A 15,496-nucleotide genomic window follows, 5' to 3' on the forward strand; every position below is an offset into this window, starting at 1 on the left:
TGAGCGACCACACATGATTCCGGACGATCAGCGCGCCGTCATCATCACCGCCGCGGGCGGCCCGGAGGTCCTGTCGGAACGACAGGACTGGCCGGTCCCGCGGCTCGGCCCCGACGACGTCCTGATCGAGGTCGCCGCCGCCGGCATCAACCGTCACGACTGCAACCAGCGCGCTGCCGGGCCGTCGCGGGAGCCCAATCCCATACCGGGATTGGAAGCCTCGGGGCGCATCGTGGCCTGCGGCGCCGACGTTTCCCCGGAACGGCTGGGTCAAGCGGTGATGGCGCTGACCGACGGCGGCTCCTACGCGCAATACGTCGCCACCGATCAGCATCTTGCGCTGGACCTGCCGAGCAGCCTCGACTGGATCCAGGGCGCCGCCCTGCCCGAGGCGCTGTTCACGACCTGGTTCAACTTCTTCGAGCTGATGCGCATGGCGCCCGGCGAGACCGCCCTGATTCACGGCGGCAGCAGCGGCGTCGGCACGATCGCGATCCAGCTGCTGCGCGCGCTGGGACATCCCGTCATGGCCACCGCCGGCACCGCGGAGAAGCGCGCCCTGGCACTCAGGCTCGGCTGCAGCGCCGTGTTCGACTATGCCGATCCCGATCTCGCCGAGCAGATCCGCGCGGCGACGGGGACGCGCGGGGTCGACTGCATCCTCGACACCTCCGCCGGCGCTCACATCGCCCAGGACCTTGCGGCGCTCGCGATGGGCGGACGGATCGCCCAGCTCTCGGCTGGACAGGGCAAGGAGCTGGCGGTGCCGCTGCGCAGCCTGATGGTGCGCCGGGCCAGCATCACCGGCGCGTTCCTGCGGTCGACGTCGCTCGATCTCAAGCGGCGCATCGCGACCGAGCTGCGGCAGCGGATCTGGCCTCTTCTCGGAACGGCCATTCGGCCGCACATCGACAGCACCTATCGCCTGTCCGAGGCGGCCGCTGCGCATGCCCGCATGGAGACGGGCCGGCACATCGGGAAGATCGTGCTTTGCGTCCGCGAATGAGCGACGATCCACGTCGCTGCGCCCATCACGCGCAACGAGCGCCCGCCTACTGCTTCACGCCCGGGATCAGGGCCTTCAGCTTGGCCATGTCCTTGACGTTCATCTTCATGCCGCCGGGCATCACGATGTCCCCGGGCTTCTGGTCGGGCTTGCAGGCGCCGAGCCACTTGGCCTCGATCGTCATCGCGGTGTCCTTCACCCCGGTGCCGGCGGCGCCGCCCGTGACGCGCGACATCGTCTTCACCGTATAGGCCGAGTTGAAATCGCCCGTGATGTCGGCATGCGACGTCGTATTGATGCCGCCGAAATTGCAGACCGAATCGGAGACGTAGCCGGTCGCGGTCTTCTGGATGTCCTGCTTGGAGCAGACCTGCTGCGCCATCGGAGAGGCGAAGTTGTTCATCTCCTTGTCGGTGGCCGCGTCGGTGCAGTGCTGAATCGTCGCCTCCGGCAGCTGACCACCGGATCTGATCATCTTCAGCTCCCACAGGCCGGCCTTGCGCACCGGCAGGTCGACGGCCCGAGCCTCATGGCTCGCGGTCACGCCCAGAAGGCAGCAGGCCAACAGCCCGATTGCGATGCGTGTGCAGGTCATGTGCCCCCGTTCCGGCTCGTTGATCGATGCCAGAGCGAATGCCGCCAAAAGATGGCAATTAGGAGAACGGTGTTGATGGAAGGTCAGTAGAGCGTCCGCAGCGGCCGCTGCGCCGAGCCGTACGGTACCCAGCGGCAGGAGAACGAGACGTAGCCGCCGTAGCGCGCATCGACGGCGCTGAACTTCGCGACCTTGCCGTAGGAGGCGCAATGGTCGACCGCGAGCTGGCGCGCATCGGTGGTCTGGGCCAGCTGATAGGCGATGATGCCGCCGGTGTCGTTGCCCTTGAAGGGCGGCACCACGTCGGCCTGGGCGGACGCGGCAACCAGAACCATCCCAGCGGCCACGAGGCCTGCAGTCTTCACGAATCCGGCCATCAGCGTCCGCATTGCATTCTCCTCGATCTGGCCTGCCATTCTAAAGGTCCCGTGCGGTCAAGAAAAGAACACCGGCCCCGGGTTAACAGGACTAATCGTGGAGTGTTGCCGCGTTGCACTTGACCTCCTGTGGCCACCGCGGCACGGTCCACGCTCCCGGATCAGCCTTGCGGACGGCCCATGCGCGACTTCAGCTCAGCTTTCAAGACGTTCGGTGCCGCATGCGGCGCGCTGCTCGCGGTCGCGACCGCGCCGGTCCAGGCGGCCAACCCGCTCGAGATGAACTTCTGGCTGTCCGGTCCGAAATATGACGGCCGGGTCGCGCCTTGCGAGGCGGCCATTCCGACCATCGTCTCGCGATTCCAGGACAAGGAGAGCACCTTCTGGAATTCCTCGCTGACGATTACCGGCGTCGCCAATGTCCATGAGATCGCCTTCCGGCCCTGGCAGTCCGACAACATCCCGCGCCGCTTCTGCACCGGCAGCGTGATGATCAGCGACGGCAAGGCGCGCACCGTCAACTTCTCGATCATCGAGGATGGCGGCTTCGCCGGCTATGACCAGGGCGTCGAGTTCTGCGTCGTCGGCCTCGATCGCAACTGGGCCTTCAATCCGGCCTGCCGCGCCGCCAAGCCCTGATTCGCCTTTCCCGGCGCATCGCCCGCTCGCGCGAGCGGCCGGCTGACCAATGGCTGCCTCGGGGCAGCCATTTTTGTTCTTGAAATGTTCCCGCGCACTGGTAGGCTCCTGGCATTGTCCGGGGAGTATGCCATGTTCGATTGCCTGCGCCGACCTGCCGTCCTGTTGTCCAGAACGATCGCCTGCTTTGCCCTCTTGCTCGGGGTGCTCGCGGCTGGCTCAGCCGCGGCGCAGGACCGGCGCCAGAACGCGCCGGGCGCGTTCGACTTCTACGTTCTCTCGTTGTCGTGGTCGCCCTCGTACTGTGCCGAGGCCGAGGAGCGCGGCGGCCGCGGCAGCCGGTCCCAACAGTGCAGCGGCCGACCCTACTCGTTTGTCGTGCACGGGCTGTGGCCGCAATACGAGAACGGCTACCCTGAATATTGCGAGCAGCCGGCGCCGCGCCTGCCGCGCAACATCATGACCTCGATGCTCGACCTGATGCCGGCGCCGGGCCTGATCTACAACGAGTGGGACAAGCACGGCACCTGCGCCGGCATGTCGGCGAAGGCCTATTTCGAAGCCATCCGCAAGGCGCGGGCCGCCATCAAGATCCCGCCGGAATTTCTCGATCTCGCGGAAGCCAAGACAGTGGCGCCGGCGGCGGTTGAGGAAGCCTTCATCAAGGCCAACCCCAAGCTCACGACATCGGGCATTGCCGTCACCTGCAATCGCACCCGGCTGAGCGAGGTCCGGATCTGCCTGTCGAAGGACCTCGAGTTTCGCAATTGCGACGAGATCGACCGGCAGGCCTGCCGGCGCGACGAGGTCAACATGCCGCCGGTCCGCGGCGGCTAGCGACGGCGAATCGGGCGACCGCAGCGCGTCGGCCTGCGGCGCCTGTTGCGGCGGCGATGATCCGCGGCTCTCCGAAAGGGCATGCGGCGCATCGACGGGGTACCCTTTTGACGCGGAACGGCGTAACCGGGACGGCATGAACTACCGACACGCCTTTCACGCCGGCGGCTTCGCCGACGTCATCAAGCACATCGTGCTGACGCGCATCCTGGTCTACCTCCAGGAGAAGCCCGCTGCGTTCCGGGTGATCGACACCCATGCCGGCGCTGGCCTGTACGATCTCACCGGCGACGAGGCGACCCGCAGCGGCGAGTTCCTCACCGGCATTGCCCGCCTGCTGCAGGCGCGGCTGTCGGATCAGGTCTATGCGCTGGTCCAGCCCTATCTGGATATCGTCCGATCGTTCAATCCGACGGCCGAGCTCGTCGCCTATCCCGGCTCGCCGCTGATCGCGCGCGCGCTGCTGCGGCCGCAGGACCGCATGACCCTGTGCGAGCTGGCGCCGATCCCCCGCAAGCAGCTGATCGATCAGTTGCGCCGCGACACCCAGGCCCGCGTCGTCGATCTCGACGGCTGGGTCGCCCTGCCCGCCTTCGTGCCGCCGAACGAGCGCCGGGGCGTAGTGCTGATCGATCCGGCGTTCGAGGCGAAGGATGAGTTCGAGCGGCTCGCCGACCGCTTTGCCGCGGCCTTCGCGAAATGGACCACTGGTATCTACGTGCTGTGGTACCCCGCCAAGAGCCGGCGCGCCACCGAAGAGCTGAGCGATCGCATCGCGGCGCTCGCGGCCGCGGCCAAGCCACCCGGCAAGGTGCTGCGGATCGAGTTCAGTGTTGCGCCGCAAATCGAAGGCGAGGCGCTGACCTCGACCGGACTGCTGATCGTCAACCCGCCCTGGACATTGCATGACGAGCTGAAGCTCATCCTGCAGGAACTGCAGAAGCCGCTCGGCCAGGGCGGCGCGGCGCGCTTCCGAATCGAATTCCCCAAAGCTTGAAACGGCTACTGGTCGAAAAGCCGTAGTCAATCGGCGCGGAACCGTATTATTGTGTCCGATTGTAAGACTGGCTTTACGTTCCGCTTCCGCGAATGGTTGCGGCGGGGTGATCAAGGCCTAACAAGATCCGGCGATCCGGCGCGGCGAGCGCTGGGCGTTAAGGTGGCCAACGCTTTCCGATCAAAGTGATGTCCGGTCGGACGCTGCGCAGGGCGCGCAGTGGAGGAAGCATTGCGGGGGAGGAGTTTCCCGATGGCCATGACTGGGACGGTCAAGTTCTTCAACGGTGAACGCGGCTACGGCTTCATCAAGCCGGACGACGGTGGACGCGACGTGTTCGTGCACATCACGGCGGTGGAGCGCGCGGGCCTGAAGGACCTGACCGAAGGACAGCGGATCAGCTTCGAGGTCGAGCCGGACAAGAAGGGCAAGGGCCCGAAAGCGGTGAACCTGGTGCTATCGTCTTAGGACGAGCCCGCCTGGCGGTCGTTCACGCGCCGGCGTGAGTGCAACCGGACGCGCCTCGACGCCAACTCTTCGTTGGTTTGGAAGCTGTCGGCAGCGCCTGTGTGCGTGCACAGCATTGCCGGCTCGTACGTGCAGGCCGCGCGCGATGATGCACGATTGCACGGAGCGCTCCGACAAAAAAATCCCGGCCGCGCGAGCGGCCGGGAGGTTGTCGTTGGACGTTTCTTCTTCCTATTCCCTCGTTGCCATCAGAAGTGGAAGTTGATGCCTGCGCGCACAATTCCAAACCGATAGTCGTTCTTCGCCCCCGTGATCACGAAATTGCTGCTGTCGAGATCGACGTAGAGATACTCGATCTTGGCGGTCCAGTTCTGCGCCAGGCCGAACTCGGTGCCGGCGCCGAGCGTCCAGCCCACCGTGGTGTGCGATTCCGAAAGACCGAAGGTCTCGGCGCGCAGGCCGCCAAAGGCGAGGCCGCCGGTGCCGTAGAACAGGATGTTGTTGAAGGCGTAGCCGGCGCGGCCGCGCAAGGTGCCGAACCACGGGTTGGAGAACTTCCACGGCGCGAAGGTGTCGTTGGCGCCGGTCAGGTTGATGTCGCCCTCGGCGCCGAACACCCACGGGCCGTTCTGCCAATTGTAGCCCGCGGTCAGGCCGCCGGTGAGACCGGACGGCTTGGTCGGGTTGTTGCCGACGGTGCCCCACTCATAGCCCAGCGTGCCGCCGAGATAGGGGCCGGCCCAGCTGTAGGCGTTGAGGGGCTGGTTGACGGTGTAGGGCGCGCCGCGCCCGTAGCCGAGGTCCGCCGCCTGCGCCGAGACCGATCCGAGAGCCGCCGCGCCCAAGCCCGCCGCGGCGGCAGCACCGACCAAGAACCTGTTCATCGCTCACTCCACGCCACTCGCCGTCACCCGCCGGAGCATGCGCCGCGCGACTGTGCTGCGCGGGCCGGCGTGGTTACGGAACTCTCGCTTCTTTCGTGAGCATTTATCGAGAGTTTTAGGTTAAGCCGTTGTTAAGCCGGGTTACCCGGCCATTAACGTGCTTAACGGAGCGTTACCGCCCTGCCCTGTGCATGGCGCGATCGCAAGCTGGCGAGACGGCGCGGCAGCGCTTAATTTGCGGACATGACCACCCACAGCTCCGATCCACCCAAGGCGCCGACGCCCCCGAGCCGGCGTGGCGCCGCGGCCGACCTGCCGCCCGAGGCCATCGACACGCCCGATCTCGACCCCGCCGCCCCGGCCGCGGACGAGGACGATGACGGCCGGCTGCCGGAGCTGGCCGAGGAGAGCCTGGAGGCGGTCGGGGAAGGCCCGCTCGCGATCGGCCACGCGGCGATCGAGAACGCGGTGCGGCTGGCGCCGACCTCGCCCGGCGTCTACCGCATGCTCAACGCGGCGCATGACGTGCTCTATGTCGGCAAGGCCAAGAACGTCAAAAAGCGCCTGTCGTCCTATGCGCGTGCCAACGCGCCGCTGCCGGCGCGCATCCTGCGCATGATCGCAGCCACGGTGACCGTCGAGATCGTCTCCACCACCACGGAGACCGAGGCGCTGCTGCTCGAAGCCAATCTGATCAAGCAGCTCAAGCCGCGCTTCAACGTGCAGCTGCGCGACGACAAATCGTTCCCTTACATCCTCATCACCGGCGACCATTGGGCGCCGCAGATCCTCAAGCACCGCGGCGCGCAGTCCAGGCCGGGGCGCTATTTCGGTCCGTTCGCCTCGGCCGGCGCGGTCAACCGCACCATCACCGCGCTGCAGCGCGCCTTCCTGATCCGCTCCTGCACCGATTCGTTCTTCGAGAGCCGCACCCGCCCCTGCCTGCTGCACCAGATCCGCCGCTGCGCGGGTCCATGCACCCAGGAGATCGATTTCCCCGGCTATACCGAATTGGTGCGCGAGGCGACCGACTTCCTGTCCGGACGCAGCCAGGCGGTGAAGGCGCTGCTGGCGAGCGAGATGGAGAAGGCGTCGAGCGAGCTCGAATTCGAGACCGCGGCCGTCTATCGCGACCGTCTCGCCGCACTGTCGGCGATCTCCTCCCAGCAGGGCATCAACCCGCGCACGGTCGAGGAAGCCGATGTGTTCGCCATCCACCAGGAAGGCGGCTATTCCTGCGTCGAGGTGTTCTTCTTCCGCACGGGCCAGAACTGGGGCAACCGCGCCTATTTCCCGCGCGCCGAGAAGACGTTCACACAAGAGGAGGTGCTGTCCGCGTTCCTGTCGCAGTTCTACGACGACAAGCCGCCGCCGAAGCTGATCCTGCTGTCGCGTGAGATCGAGGAGGCCGAGCTGCTCGCCGAGGCGCTGTGCGTCAAGGCCGGCCACAAGGTCGAGGTGTCCTGTCCGAAGCGCGGCGAGAAGAAGGACCTGGTCACACACGCGCTGACCAATGCGCGCGAGGCGCTCGGCCGCAAGCTCGCGGATACCGCGACCCAGAGCCGCCTGCTGGAGGCGATGACGACCACGCTCGGCCTGCCGCAGGTGCCGAAGCGCATCGAGGTCTACGACAACAGCCACATCCAGGGCACCAACGCGGTCGGCGCGATGATCGTCGCCGGCCCCGACGGCTTCATGAAGAACCAGTACCGCAAGTTCAACATCAAGTCGGAAGGGCTGACGCCCGGCGACGACTACGCGATGATGAAGGAGGTGCTCCAGCGCCGCTTCAAGCGGCTGGTGTCACCGTCGGAGAAGGATGTCGCCCGCGCGGCCAAGGAGGACGACGTGCCGCAATGGCCGGATCTCGTCATCATCGATGGCGGCCGCGGCCAGCTCAATGCCGTCCGCGAGATCTTCACCGAGCTCGGCGTCACCAATGTCGCGCTGATGTCGGTCGCCAAGGGCCCCGATCGCGACGCCGGCCGCGAGACCTTATTCATCCCGGAGCGGGAGGCGATCAAGCTCGAGCCGCGCGACCCCGTGCTGTATTTCATCCAGCGGCTGCGCGACGAGGCCCATCGCTTCGTCATCGGCTCGCACCGCAAGCTGCGCAAGAAGGACATCCGCGAGGCCGGCCTGCAGGAGATCCCCGGCATCGGCCCATCGCGCAAGCGCGCGCTGCTGCACCATTTCGGCACCCTGAAGGAGATCGAGCGCGCCTCGATCGCCGACCTCGGCAAGGTGCCGGGGGTTTCGGCGGAAAGCGCACGGAAGATCTTTGAGTATTTTCACAGCAACGCGAGCTAGTTAATCGCGCCGTCAGACGTTCTTTGTGTAGATGGGGAGGCTTCATGGCGAAGCGAACGAAGCTGCCTACGATCGTAATGGGCCGCTCCATGTGGGGCGGCCCATCGATGGATGATGACTCCAAGGTCACGTTTGAACTTGAGGCCGAAACGGGCGAGATCTTCGAGGCCAGCTTCTCGCTGCGCGGCATCCTAAGCACTGTTGTGATGGCCCACAGCTGGCCGCCTCTGAAGGACGAGCTCGCGCAGATCGAGCCGCCCATCAAGGTTTAACCTCGTGCTACAGGGGCCGACGACATCGTCGCTGTTCCTGTGGAGCTCAGAACGGCTTGACGACCACGAGCACGGCGATCGCAGCAGCGCTGCCGACGATCAGCGGCGGCGCATGAGAGAACCAGCGCGGCGCCGGCGACTCGGACCGTGCAAGCCGTCGCAGCGTTCCCGCGAGCACGCCGTGCAGCGCGGACAGCGCGACCACGATGCCGAGCTTGATCGTCAGCCAAAGCGAGCCGAACCATTGGCCCTGCATGGCGAGTGCGAGGCCCGCGCCCCACACGACGAGCATGGCCGGCGTCGTGACACGCCGGTCCCAGCGGCTGACGATCTCGACCATGGTGGCGGCACCAGCCGCTTCTGCCTTGGTCGCAGCCGCCGCGATGGTGATCGCTGCGGCCAGCAACCCGCCGCTCCAGCACAGTACGGCGGCGACGTGCAGCGCCTTGAGCCACTCGACCATCATGGCGCCGCCAGCAGCATCTCGCGTCGCGCCAGGACGCGGGCATTGACGAAGCCGCCGAACGGCACGAACGCAGCCATTGTCATCCGGACGATCTCCGTTCTCGACCAGCCGCCGCCGGCTGCGAGCTGGATGAGCATCCAGATGTAGCCCATGAAAGCGAGGCCGTGGACAGGACCCATGATCCTGGTGGCGACGGCGAAGCCGGCAAAGTGCTTCAGCGGCACCGCCACCAGCACCAGCAGCAGCAATGTGCTGCCTTCGACGAGCGAGACTGCGCGCATCCGCTTCAACAGCGACAGCTCCTCGGCCTGATGCTGAGTGGTCATCATTCGACCTCCTTCAGCACCTTTTCGACCTGGGTGAGCCGCAGCTCGATCTGCCCCAGACTGCCCTTGAGGGCGGCGAGCAGATCTGCACTCGTCTCCTGCGCTCGAACGGCTCGCTCGGTCAGCGCGCGGAAGCCCTCCTCCGTCGCGACCTGCCGTCCGGCCTGCCGGACCGCCGCAAAATACTTCATCGCAAACACCAGGATGATGGTGACAAGGACGAGGATCGTGACGAGCAGGAAGATGGCGGCTTTGTCAGCCATGTTGGTCTCCTTCCGGTTTGATGGAGGATGGAACGACGGACAGCGTCTCCGCTGCTTTGGCGATCGAGGACGGCGTCAGGGCGATCTCGAAGGGAGCAACCTCGAAGTAGTTCAGCGCCTTGCCGTCGGCGGAGAGCTCCAACCGGCTGGTGACCAGCCCCGCCTCTTCGAGCTTGCGCAAATGAAGGTGCAGCAATGGCCGGCTGATGCCGAGCTCGCGGGCCAACTGGCTGACATAGGTGCGCCCCCGGGCCTGCAAAGCAGCCACCACCCGCAACCGATGCGGATTGGCCAACGCTGCCAGCCTGTCCAGCAGTTGATCGCCTTCAGTGGGCATACGTCGCGGCTCTCCACCTGTAAGGATATTATTACAGGTGAGGTCCGCCCCCGTCAACTTTACGATACACCTGTCAGGAAAAAATTTCGATTTCCATATATTTACCCGGACAAAAATAAGCTCTACATGAGCTGAGCCACCTCACTTTGGAGCGACACCTCATGACCCCCGATCAGCGCAAGGCGGCGGTCGCCGCCTACAAGGAGCGCAAGAGCCCTGCCGGCATCTTTGCGGTCACCTGCGCCGCCACCGGCGCGCGCTGGATCGGCTGCGCGCCGGACCTCGACAAGATCCAGAACCGTCTGTGGTTCACCCTGCGCCAGGGCGGCCATCGCCGCGGCGGGCTGCAGGCGGCCTGGGCCGCCCATGGCGAAGGGTCGTTCAGCCTGGAGGTGATCGAGACCTTCGACGACGAAGCGCTGGCCTATGTGCGCGATCGCGTGTTCGCGGAACGGCAGGCGCATTGGTGCGCGGTTCACGGGGCCGAGGCGATCTGATCACGGGCGGCATTCGCGCCGCTGTCATTGCACCGCAATAAGACCGATCGGCGCGCCCACCGCGGCACGCCGATCTCCCTACTGGCGCGACCGCGTGCGGTTGCTTAAGGAAGCGTTACCGCTCTTTGTATCGGAGCGGGAGAGTTCCTATCTCCGCAAGACTTCGTTGCGAACAGCGTCATATCTGCGTCATCCTGCCGAAGCGGCTCGGCTCGGAGGTTGACGTCCGAACGGCGGCAGTATTGGTACACCGGATGAATATTGCGACCACACGCGTGCCCAGCAAGACGTCGACGTCCCTGCCGAACATCCTGACCTATACGCGCATCGCCGCGATACCGGTCGTGGTCGGCTGCATCTACGCGCAGTCGGTCTGGATGTATCCTTTGTGGCTCCGCTGGGTCGCCGTCGCGGTGTTTATTGCGGCTGGGATCACCGACTATCTCGACGGTCATTTCGCACGGATCTGGAACCAGCAATCGGCATTCGGCCGTATGCTCGACCCGATCGCGGACAAGCTTCTGGTCGCCTCCTGCCTGCTGATGCTGGCCGCCGACAGCACCATCCAGAACTGGTCGCTGTGGGCGGCCATTGTGATCCTGTGCCGCGAGATCCTGGTGTCGGGCCTGCGCGAATATCTCGCCGCGCTGCGCGTCTCGGTGCCGGTGACCAAGGTCGCCAAATGGAAGACCACGATGCAGTTGGTGGCGATCGGCTTCCTGCTCGCGGGCGAGGCCGGCGATGCGGCGGTCGCCCAGATCTCGACGGCCGTGGGTCCGATCGTGAGCGGGATCGGAATCTGGCTGCTCGGTTTGTCGGCGGTCTTCACCATCTACACCGGCTACGACTATTTCCGCGCCGGCATCCACCACCTCATCGAGGCAGACTCGCGATGAAGGTGAAGTATTTCGCCTGGGTGCGTGAGCGCGTCGGCAAGGCCGAGGAGACGATCGAGCCGCCGGCGGACGTGCGCACGGTCAGCGAGCTGATCGCCTGGCTCACCACGCGCGGCGAGGGCTACGCCTATGCGTTCGAGAAGCCGAAGGTGATCCGCACCGCGATCGACCAGACCCATGTGCAGCCGGATACGGCCATCGCCGGCGCCCGCGAGATCGCGTTCTTCCCGCCGATGACCGGCGGCTGACGCAACGGAAGATCCGTCCATGACCGCGATCGTCACCGTCCGGGTGCAGCAAGAGGATTTCGACACCGCGGCCGAGATCGCAGCCCTCAGCCATGGCCGCACCGACATCGGCGCCGTCGTCAGCTTCTCCGGCCTGTGCCGCGGCAACGACCATGACACGCCGATCACCGCGCTGACGCTCGAGCATTACCCGGGCATGGCGGAGGCCGAGATCATGCGGCACGCCGAGCAGGCGATGGCGCGCTGGCCGCTGCAGGGCCTGACCGTGATCCACCGCTTCGGCCGGATACGGCCGGGCGAGAACATCGTGCTGGTGGTGACCGCCTCCAGCCACCGTCAGGCGGCGTTCGAGGCTGCTGAGTTCCTGATGGATTATCTCAAGACCAACGCGCCGTTCTGGAAGCGCGAGGAAACCAATGATGGCGGCAGCTGGGTCGAGGCCAAGAGCCACGACGATGCCGCCGCGGCGCGCTGGAAGTCGTGATGGCGAAGAAGGTCAAGACGGCAGCGCCGCGCAAGGCGGCGGCGCCGAAGCTGCCGAAGGTCAATGCGGGCGAGCTGGTCAGCCTGCTCGACTATCTGCGCTACGCGGTGAGCTGCTTCCAGGACGCCGATCTGGTGTTTGCGCACGGCACCACCGATCCGGTGTCGGAGGCCGCCTTCCTGATCGGCGAGGCGCTGCATCTGCGCCCCGATCAGTTCGAGAGCTTCGTCACGGCCCGGGTCACCGCGGCCGAAGGCAAGATGATCCTCGACCTGATCACGGCCCGAATCACCACGCGAAAGCCGGCGGCCTATCTGGTCAACAAGGTCTACATGCGCGGCCTGCCGTTCTACGTCGACGAGCGCGTCATCGTGCCGCGCTCGTTCATCGGCGAGCTGCTGGAGACGCATTTCGGCGGCGCCGAGGCCGATGGCACCTCGCTGATCGATGATCCGCTGGCCGTGGACAGCGTGCTGGACCTCTGCACCGGCTCTGGCTGTCTGGCGATCCTGGCCAGCCGCCACTTCCCCAATGCGGTGATCGACGCCGTCGACATCTCCAAGGACGCGCTCGCGGTCGCCGCGAAGAACGTCGCCGACTACGACCTCGGCGAGCGCATCTCGCTGCACCGCGGTGACCTGTTCGCACCGCTCAGCCAGCGCCGCTACGATTTGATCATCACCAACCCGCCCTATGTCGACGCCGAGGGCATGGCCGGCCTGCCCCGGGAATGCCGCGCCGAGCCGGCGCTGGCCTTCGACGGCGGCACCGACGGGCTCGACATCATCCATCGCATTCTCAGCCAGGCCCGCGACCATCTGACTGCGGAGGGCGGATTGTTGTGCGAGGTCGGGCGCGACCGTCCGCAGATCGAGGCGGCCTATCCCGACCTGCCGCTGCTCTGGCTCGACACCGAGGACTCCGAGGGCGAGGTGTTCTGGATCACCGCGCGCGATCTCGTGTGACGCGCGACCCATTCACCTCCCCCCTTCGAAAACCGTCGGGGAGATGTGAACCTCCGCTGCCGCGCGAATCGAACCCCATCCACCAGTCAATTCAGGCTATTGGCCGGTGGACACGGTGCCCGTGTGACGCGGATTTGCCGCGGACCGTGCCGCTTGCGGCGCAAGCATGCAGCTGATCGAGCCCACGGTGTTGCCGCCATACTGGACAAAGCCCGCGGGGGTCGGCGGCGAATGCGGCGCGCTGATCGGCAGGTAGATGTAGCAGACGGTGCCGTCGGCCGGATCGCGCCAGCGCTGCACGATGGTGTCCTGCAGCGGGCCTGCGAACTGCCGCTCGAGCTGCATCCGCGGCATCGTCGCCCATTGTGACGATTGCTGCGGCTGCGCCTGAGGCGGCGGCGGGAATTGCGGCTGCTGCGGTTGTTGTTGCTGTTGGACTTGCTGCGGCGGCTGAGCCGCTGGTGGCCGTTGCGGCTGCGAGGCCTGCTGCGCCTCGGCGGCGCGCGTCCCCAGTCCGACAAGCAGCGCGAACCCTGCGATCAGCAGCGCACGGAACAGCGATCGATCTACCATGCGATCTGCATCCCGACCCGTCCGCCGAACTGGCTCGTATCAGTCCGCATGCCGTAGCTGGCCGAGCCGGAGACGACGATGTTGTCGCTCACCCGCGCCAGCGCGGTCATCGCCACCGCGCTCTGGCCGGCGAAGGTGCCGTAATTGGCGGCCACCGCAAACCGTTTGTTGTCCGGCAGGAAGCCGCCGCCCATCGCCATGGCCATCGCGATCCCCGAATTGACGTGGGTGATCTGGGTCTGCAACCCGCTGACCTGCGACTGCAATCCACCGATCTGCGCCTGCAACGCCCCGATCTGCGACTGGACGCCGCTCGCAACGCTGCTCAGCTGCGAGACGTTGACCGCATCGGTCGGCGAGATGCCGGCGGCGACATTGGTCAGCCGCCGCTCGTTGCCGGCGGAGCCGAACGACACGGTGTTGGGCGCGCTCGCCACCGAGTTCTGGCCGATCGCGACGGAGTTCGCCGCAACGGCATTGGCGCCGCTGCCGATCGCGACGTTGCCTGCGGCCCCGACCTGGGCGCCCGCGCCGTACACGGCAGCATTGGCGTAGTTGTTGTCGGTGGCGTTGGGGCCGACCACCACGGAGTTCGGCGCTGAGATCGCATTGGTGCCGATCGCGACCGCATTCACGCCGTTCGCCTGCGCACCGTTGCCGAGTGCGACAGCGCTCGTCCCATTCGCGGTGCTGGCGACGCCGACGGCCACGCTGTTGTCGCCGATGGCCTGGCTGTTGACGCCGGTCGCGGTGCTGAGTACTCCGGATGCCGTGCTGAAGGCGCCACTCGCCGTGCTGAAGGCACCGCTGGCCTTGCTGGAGGCACCGGTCGCCGTGCCGTGGTCGCCGCTCGCCGTACTGAACGCCCCGCTCGCGGTACCGGAATCGCCACTCGCGTTGCTCAGAACCCCGAGTGCCGTCCCATTCATTCCGGCCGCGTTGCTAAACACGCCGAGCGCGACGGCGTTGCTTGCGCTTGCCGTGCTGCTACGGCCGATCGCGATCGCCGAAACCCCCGTCACCGTCGTGCCATTGCCGATGGCCACTGCATCGGTCGCATTGACCGTCCCGCCATTGCCGAGCACGGCGGAGCCGGCGGCGCTCGCCGTGGCGGCGATGGCGTTGTTCGAGCCCACCACGTTGACGTTATCGCCCCAGCCGGCTGTACCGGCGCCGGCATTGGTCGCCGTATTCACATTGTTGTTGTTGCCGAGCACGAAGGTGCCATTACCGTTGATCGTGCTGGGATCGCCGATCGCAAAGCTGCCGGTGCCGACCACATTCTGCCCGGTGCCGATCGCGCCGCTCTTCGCTCCGAGCACCGTGTTCGATGCGCCGACCGCTATGCTGCCATCGCCGGTGACCGCACTGGAATAGCCAATCGCAAGCCCACTCTGGCCCAGCACCTGCGCATTGAAGCCGAGTGCGGTGGCGTTGCCGCTATCGGCGCCAATGAGGGCTTGGCTGCCGATTGCAATGCTGTTGGCAGAGTTGGCATCGACGAACGCCGCCAAGGTCCTCGTGCCGGTGATGTTACCTCCGCCGATCGCGATGGAGTTCGCGGAGGTCGCCGCCGCATAGGTCCCTATAGCGGCCGAGAACGTACCGGACGCAAAGCTCTGAGCGCCAAAGACGGTGCTGGAGTTGCCTACGGCTCTTGCGGAATAGCCCACTGCGGTGGCGTAGCCGTTCGAAATTGTCGCGTAGCCGATCGCCATCGCCCCGTCGCCTGCCGCTTGGCTGATAGCGCCGACGGCGAGGGTGCCATAGCCGCCCGCGATGGCTGACGGACCGATTGCCGTGCTGAAGGCGCCGTCGGCCGTAGCCTGCGGTTTAGGAACGGGACCGAAGGTTGCCTCGCCACAGGCAAAGGAAAAAGCGCCGTTGGCGATACCGGCGTTCGGCGCGCATGCAAAATTTTGCGCTTGCGCGGACCGCGCCGCCAACAGGGCCGATGCTAGCAAAAGGGCGATCGCAACGCCGCTGGACTGCACCGACCGGATCCCGATGCGCCGCGGCCGCGACGCGGCACGAAAGGCGCTCGACATCAGGCCAC

21 protein-coding genes are annotated in these 15,496 nt (G+C 66.2%); 12 read left to right on the forward strand and 9 right to left on the reverse strand.

Going from position 1 to position 15,496, the window contains the following annotated elements:
* The first annotated feature begins 13 nt into the window (after window positions 1-13).
* Window positions 14-1,006 carry an NAD(P)H-quinone oxidoreductase gene (locus ACQR10_RS27705; RefSeq protein WP_316217107.1) on the forward strand — a complete coding sequence of 331 codons (993 nt, stop codon included), beginning with the start codon at window positions 14-16 and terminating at the stop codon, window positions 1,004-1,006.
* Between the two features lie 46 nt (window positions 1,007-1,052).
* Here ACQR10_RS27705 and ACQR10_RS27710 read toward each other — a convergent pair whose 3' ends face one another.
* Both ACQR10_RS27710 and ACQR10_RS27715 read right to left on the reverse strand, forming a co-directional pair.
* The gene (locus ACQR10_RS27710) at window positions 1,053-1,601 is read right to left on the reverse strand and encodes a DUF3617 domain-containing protein (RefSeq protein ID WP_315801960.1); all 549 of its coding nucleotides are present in this window, start codon (window positions 1,599-1,601) and stop codon (window positions 1,053-1,055) included.
* 83 nt (window positions 1,602-1,684) lie between these two features.
* On the reverse strand, window positions 1,685-1,990 hold the full coding sequence (locus tag ACQR10_RS27715) for a hypothetical protein (RefSeq protein ID WP_315802169.1): 306 nt from the start codon (window positions 1,988-1,990) through the stop codon (window positions 1,685-1,687).
* A gap of 168 nt (window positions 1,991-2,158) precedes the next feature.
* Here ACQR10_RS27715 and ACQR10_RS27720 point away from each other — a divergent pair, with 168 nt between their 5' ends.
* From ACQR10_RS27720 to ACQR10_RS27735, 4 genes are all read left to right on the forward strand, one after another.
* Window positions 2,159-2,617, forward strand: a complete 459-nt coding sequence (locus ACQR10_RS27720) for a hypothetical protein (RefSeq protein ID WP_316217108.1) — start codon at window positions 2,159-2,161, stop codon at window positions 2,615-2,617.
* A gap of 132 nt (window positions 2,618-2,749) precedes the next feature.
* Window positions 2,750-3,454, forward strand: coding sequence for a ribonuclease T2 (locus ACQR10_RS27725; protein WP_315801958.1), 705 nt, complete (start codon window positions 2,750-2,752; stop codon window positions 3,452-3,454).
* Between the two features lie 136 nt (window positions 3,455-3,590).
* Window positions 3,591-4,451 (forward strand): 23S rRNA (adenine(2030)-N(6))-methyltransferase RlmJ, encoded by an 861-nt coding sequence (locus ACQR10_RS27730; protein WP_434839401.1) that lies wholly within the window; start codon window positions 3,591-3,593, stop codon window positions 4,449-4,451.
* 252 nt (window positions 4,452-4,703) lie between these two features.
* Window positions 4,704-4,919 carry a cold-shock protein gene (locus ACQR10_RS27735; RefSeq protein WP_006612991.1) on the forward strand — a complete coding sequence of 72 codons (216 nt, stop codon included), beginning with the start codon at window positions 4,704-4,706 and terminating at the stop codon, window positions 4,917-4,919.
* Window positions 4,920-5,167: 248 nt separating this feature from the next.
* Here the strand turns inward: ACQR10_RS27735 and ACQR10_RS27740 are convergent, their stop codons facing one another.
* Entirely contained in the window at window positions 5,168-5,803 is a 636-nt protein-coding gene (locus ACQR10_RS27740) for an outer membrane protein (RefSeq protein ID WP_315713602.1), read from the reverse strand.
* 243 nt (window positions 5,804-6,046) lie between these two features.
* Between ACQR10_RS27740 and uvrC the strand changes: the two genes are divergently transcribed.
* Together uvrC and ACQR10_RS27750 are read left to right on the forward strand one after the other, a co-directional pair.
* Window positions 6,047-8,113, forward strand: a complete 2,067-nt coding sequence (gene uvrC / locus ACQR10_RS27745; protein WP_316217110.1) for an excinuclease ABC subunit UvrC — start codon at window positions 6,047-6,049, stop codon at window positions 8,111-8,113.
* A gap of 44 nt (window positions 8,114-8,157) precedes the next feature.
* The gene (locus ACQR10_RS27750; RefSeq protein WP_316183205.1) at window positions 8,158-8,385 is read left to right on the forward strand and encodes a hypothetical protein; all 228 of its coding nucleotides are present in this window, start codon (window positions 8,158-8,160) and stop codon (window positions 8,383-8,385) included.
* A gap of 46 nt (window positions 8,386-8,431) precedes the next feature.
* On the opposite strand, the gene ACQR10_RS27755 is transcribed toward ACQR10_RS27750, so the two are convergent.
* Genes ACQR10_RS27755 through ACQR10_RS27770 form a run of 4 tightly spaced genes read right to left on the reverse strand, consistent with a single transcriptional unit; the run spans window position 8,432 to window position 9,777 of the window.
* The gene (locus ACQR10_RS27755; RefSeq protein ID WP_316183206.1) at window positions 8,432-8,851 is read right to left on the reverse strand and encodes a CopD family protein; all 420 of its coding nucleotides are present in this window, start codon (window positions 8,849-8,851) and stop codon (window positions 8,432-8,434) included.
* Window positions 8,848-9,180: a DUF3817 domain-containing protein gene (locus ACQR10_RS27760; RefSeq protein WP_315801954.1), complete on the reverse strand. Its 333-nt coding sequence runs from the start codon at window positions 9,178-9,180 to the stop codon at window positions 8,848-8,850. The genes ACQR10_RS27755 and ACQR10_RS27760 overlap by 4 nt, the downstream gene beginning before the upstream one ends.
* Window positions 9,177-9,440: a hypothetical protein gene (locus ACQR10_RS27765; RefSeq protein ID WP_316183208.1), complete on the reverse strand. Its 264-nt coding sequence runs from the start codon at window positions 9,438-9,440 to the stop codon at window positions 9,177-9,179. Before ACQR10_RS27765 ends, ACQR10_RS27760 begins: the two co-directional genes overlap by 4 nt.
* Window positions 9,433-9,777 carry an ArsR/SmtB family transcription factor gene (locus ACQR10_RS27770; protein WP_315801952.1) on the reverse strand — a complete coding sequence of 115 codons (345 nt, stop codon included), beginning with the start codon at window positions 9,775-9,777 and terminating at the stop codon, window positions 9,433-9,435. Before ACQR10_RS27770 ends, ACQR10_RS27765 begins: the two co-directional genes overlap by 8 nt.
* A 161-nt stretch (window positions 9,778-9,938) precedes the next feature.
* Between ACQR10_RS27770 and ACQR10_RS27775 the strand changes: the two genes are divergently transcribed.
* The 5 genes from ACQR10_RS27775 to prmB all read left to right on the forward strand — a co-directional run bounded on the left by ACQR10_RS27775 (window position 9,939) and on the right by prmB (window position 12,867).
* On the forward strand, window positions 9,939-10,274 hold the full coding sequence (locus ACQR10_RS27775) for a GIY-YIG nuclease family protein (RefSeq protein ID WP_315801951.1): 336 nt from the start codon (window positions 9,939-9,941) through the stop codon (window positions 10,272-10,274).
* Window positions 10,275-10,528: 254 nt separating this feature from the next.
* Window positions 10,529-11,170, forward strand: a complete 642-nt coding sequence (gene pgsA / locus ACQR10_RS27780) for a CDP-diacylglycerol--glycerol-3-phosphate 3-phosphatidyltransferase (protein ID WP_315754456.1) — start codon at window positions 10,529-10,531, stop codon at window positions 11,168-11,170.
* Window positions 11,167-11,418, forward strand: a complete 252-nt coding sequence (moaD, locus tag ACQR10_RS27785) for a molybdopterin converting factor subunit 1 (RefSeq protein ID WP_315801950.1) — start codon at window positions 11,167-11,169, stop codon at window positions 11,416-11,418. Before pgsA ends, moaD begins: the two co-directional genes overlap by 4 nt.
* 19 nt (window positions 11,419-11,437) lie before the next feature.
* Window positions 11,438-11,902, forward strand: a complete 465-nt coding sequence (locus tag ACQR10_RS27790) for a molybdenum cofactor biosynthesis protein MoaE (protein ID WP_316183209.1) — start codon at window positions 11,438-11,440, stop codon at window positions 11,900-11,902.
* The gene (gene prmB / locus ACQR10_RS27795) at window positions 11,902-12,867 is read left to right on the forward strand and encodes a 50S ribosomal protein L3 N(5)-glutamine methyltransferase (protein ID WP_316183210.1); all 966 of its coding nucleotides are present in this window, start codon (window positions 11,902-11,904) and stop codon (window positions 12,865-12,867) included. Before ACQR10_RS27790 ends, prmB begins: the two co-directional genes overlap by 1 nt.
* Window positions 12,868-12,963: 96 nt before the next feature.
* Here prmB and ACQR10_RS27800 read toward each other — a convergent pair whose 3' ends face one another.
* Window positions 12,964-13,440, reverse strand: coding sequence for a hypothetical protein (locus tag ACQR10_RS27800; RefSeq protein ID WP_316183211.1), 477 nt, complete (start codon window positions 13,438-13,440; stop codon window positions 12,964-12,966).
* Entirely contained in the window at window positions 13,434-15,434 is a 2,001-nt protein-coding gene (locus ACQR10_RS27805) for a YadA family autotransporter adhesin (protein ID WP_316217111.1), read from the reverse strand. Before ACQR10_RS27805 ends, ACQR10_RS27800 begins: the two co-directional genes overlap by 7 nt.
* Window positions 15,435-15,496: the final 62 nt, after the last annotated feature.

The organism is Bradyrhizobium sp. HKCCYLRH2060 (assembly GCF_051168135.1).
Taxonomy (GTDB): domain Bacteria; phylum Pseudomonadota; class Alphaproteobacteria; order Rhizobiales; family Xanthobacteraceae; genus Bradyrhizobium.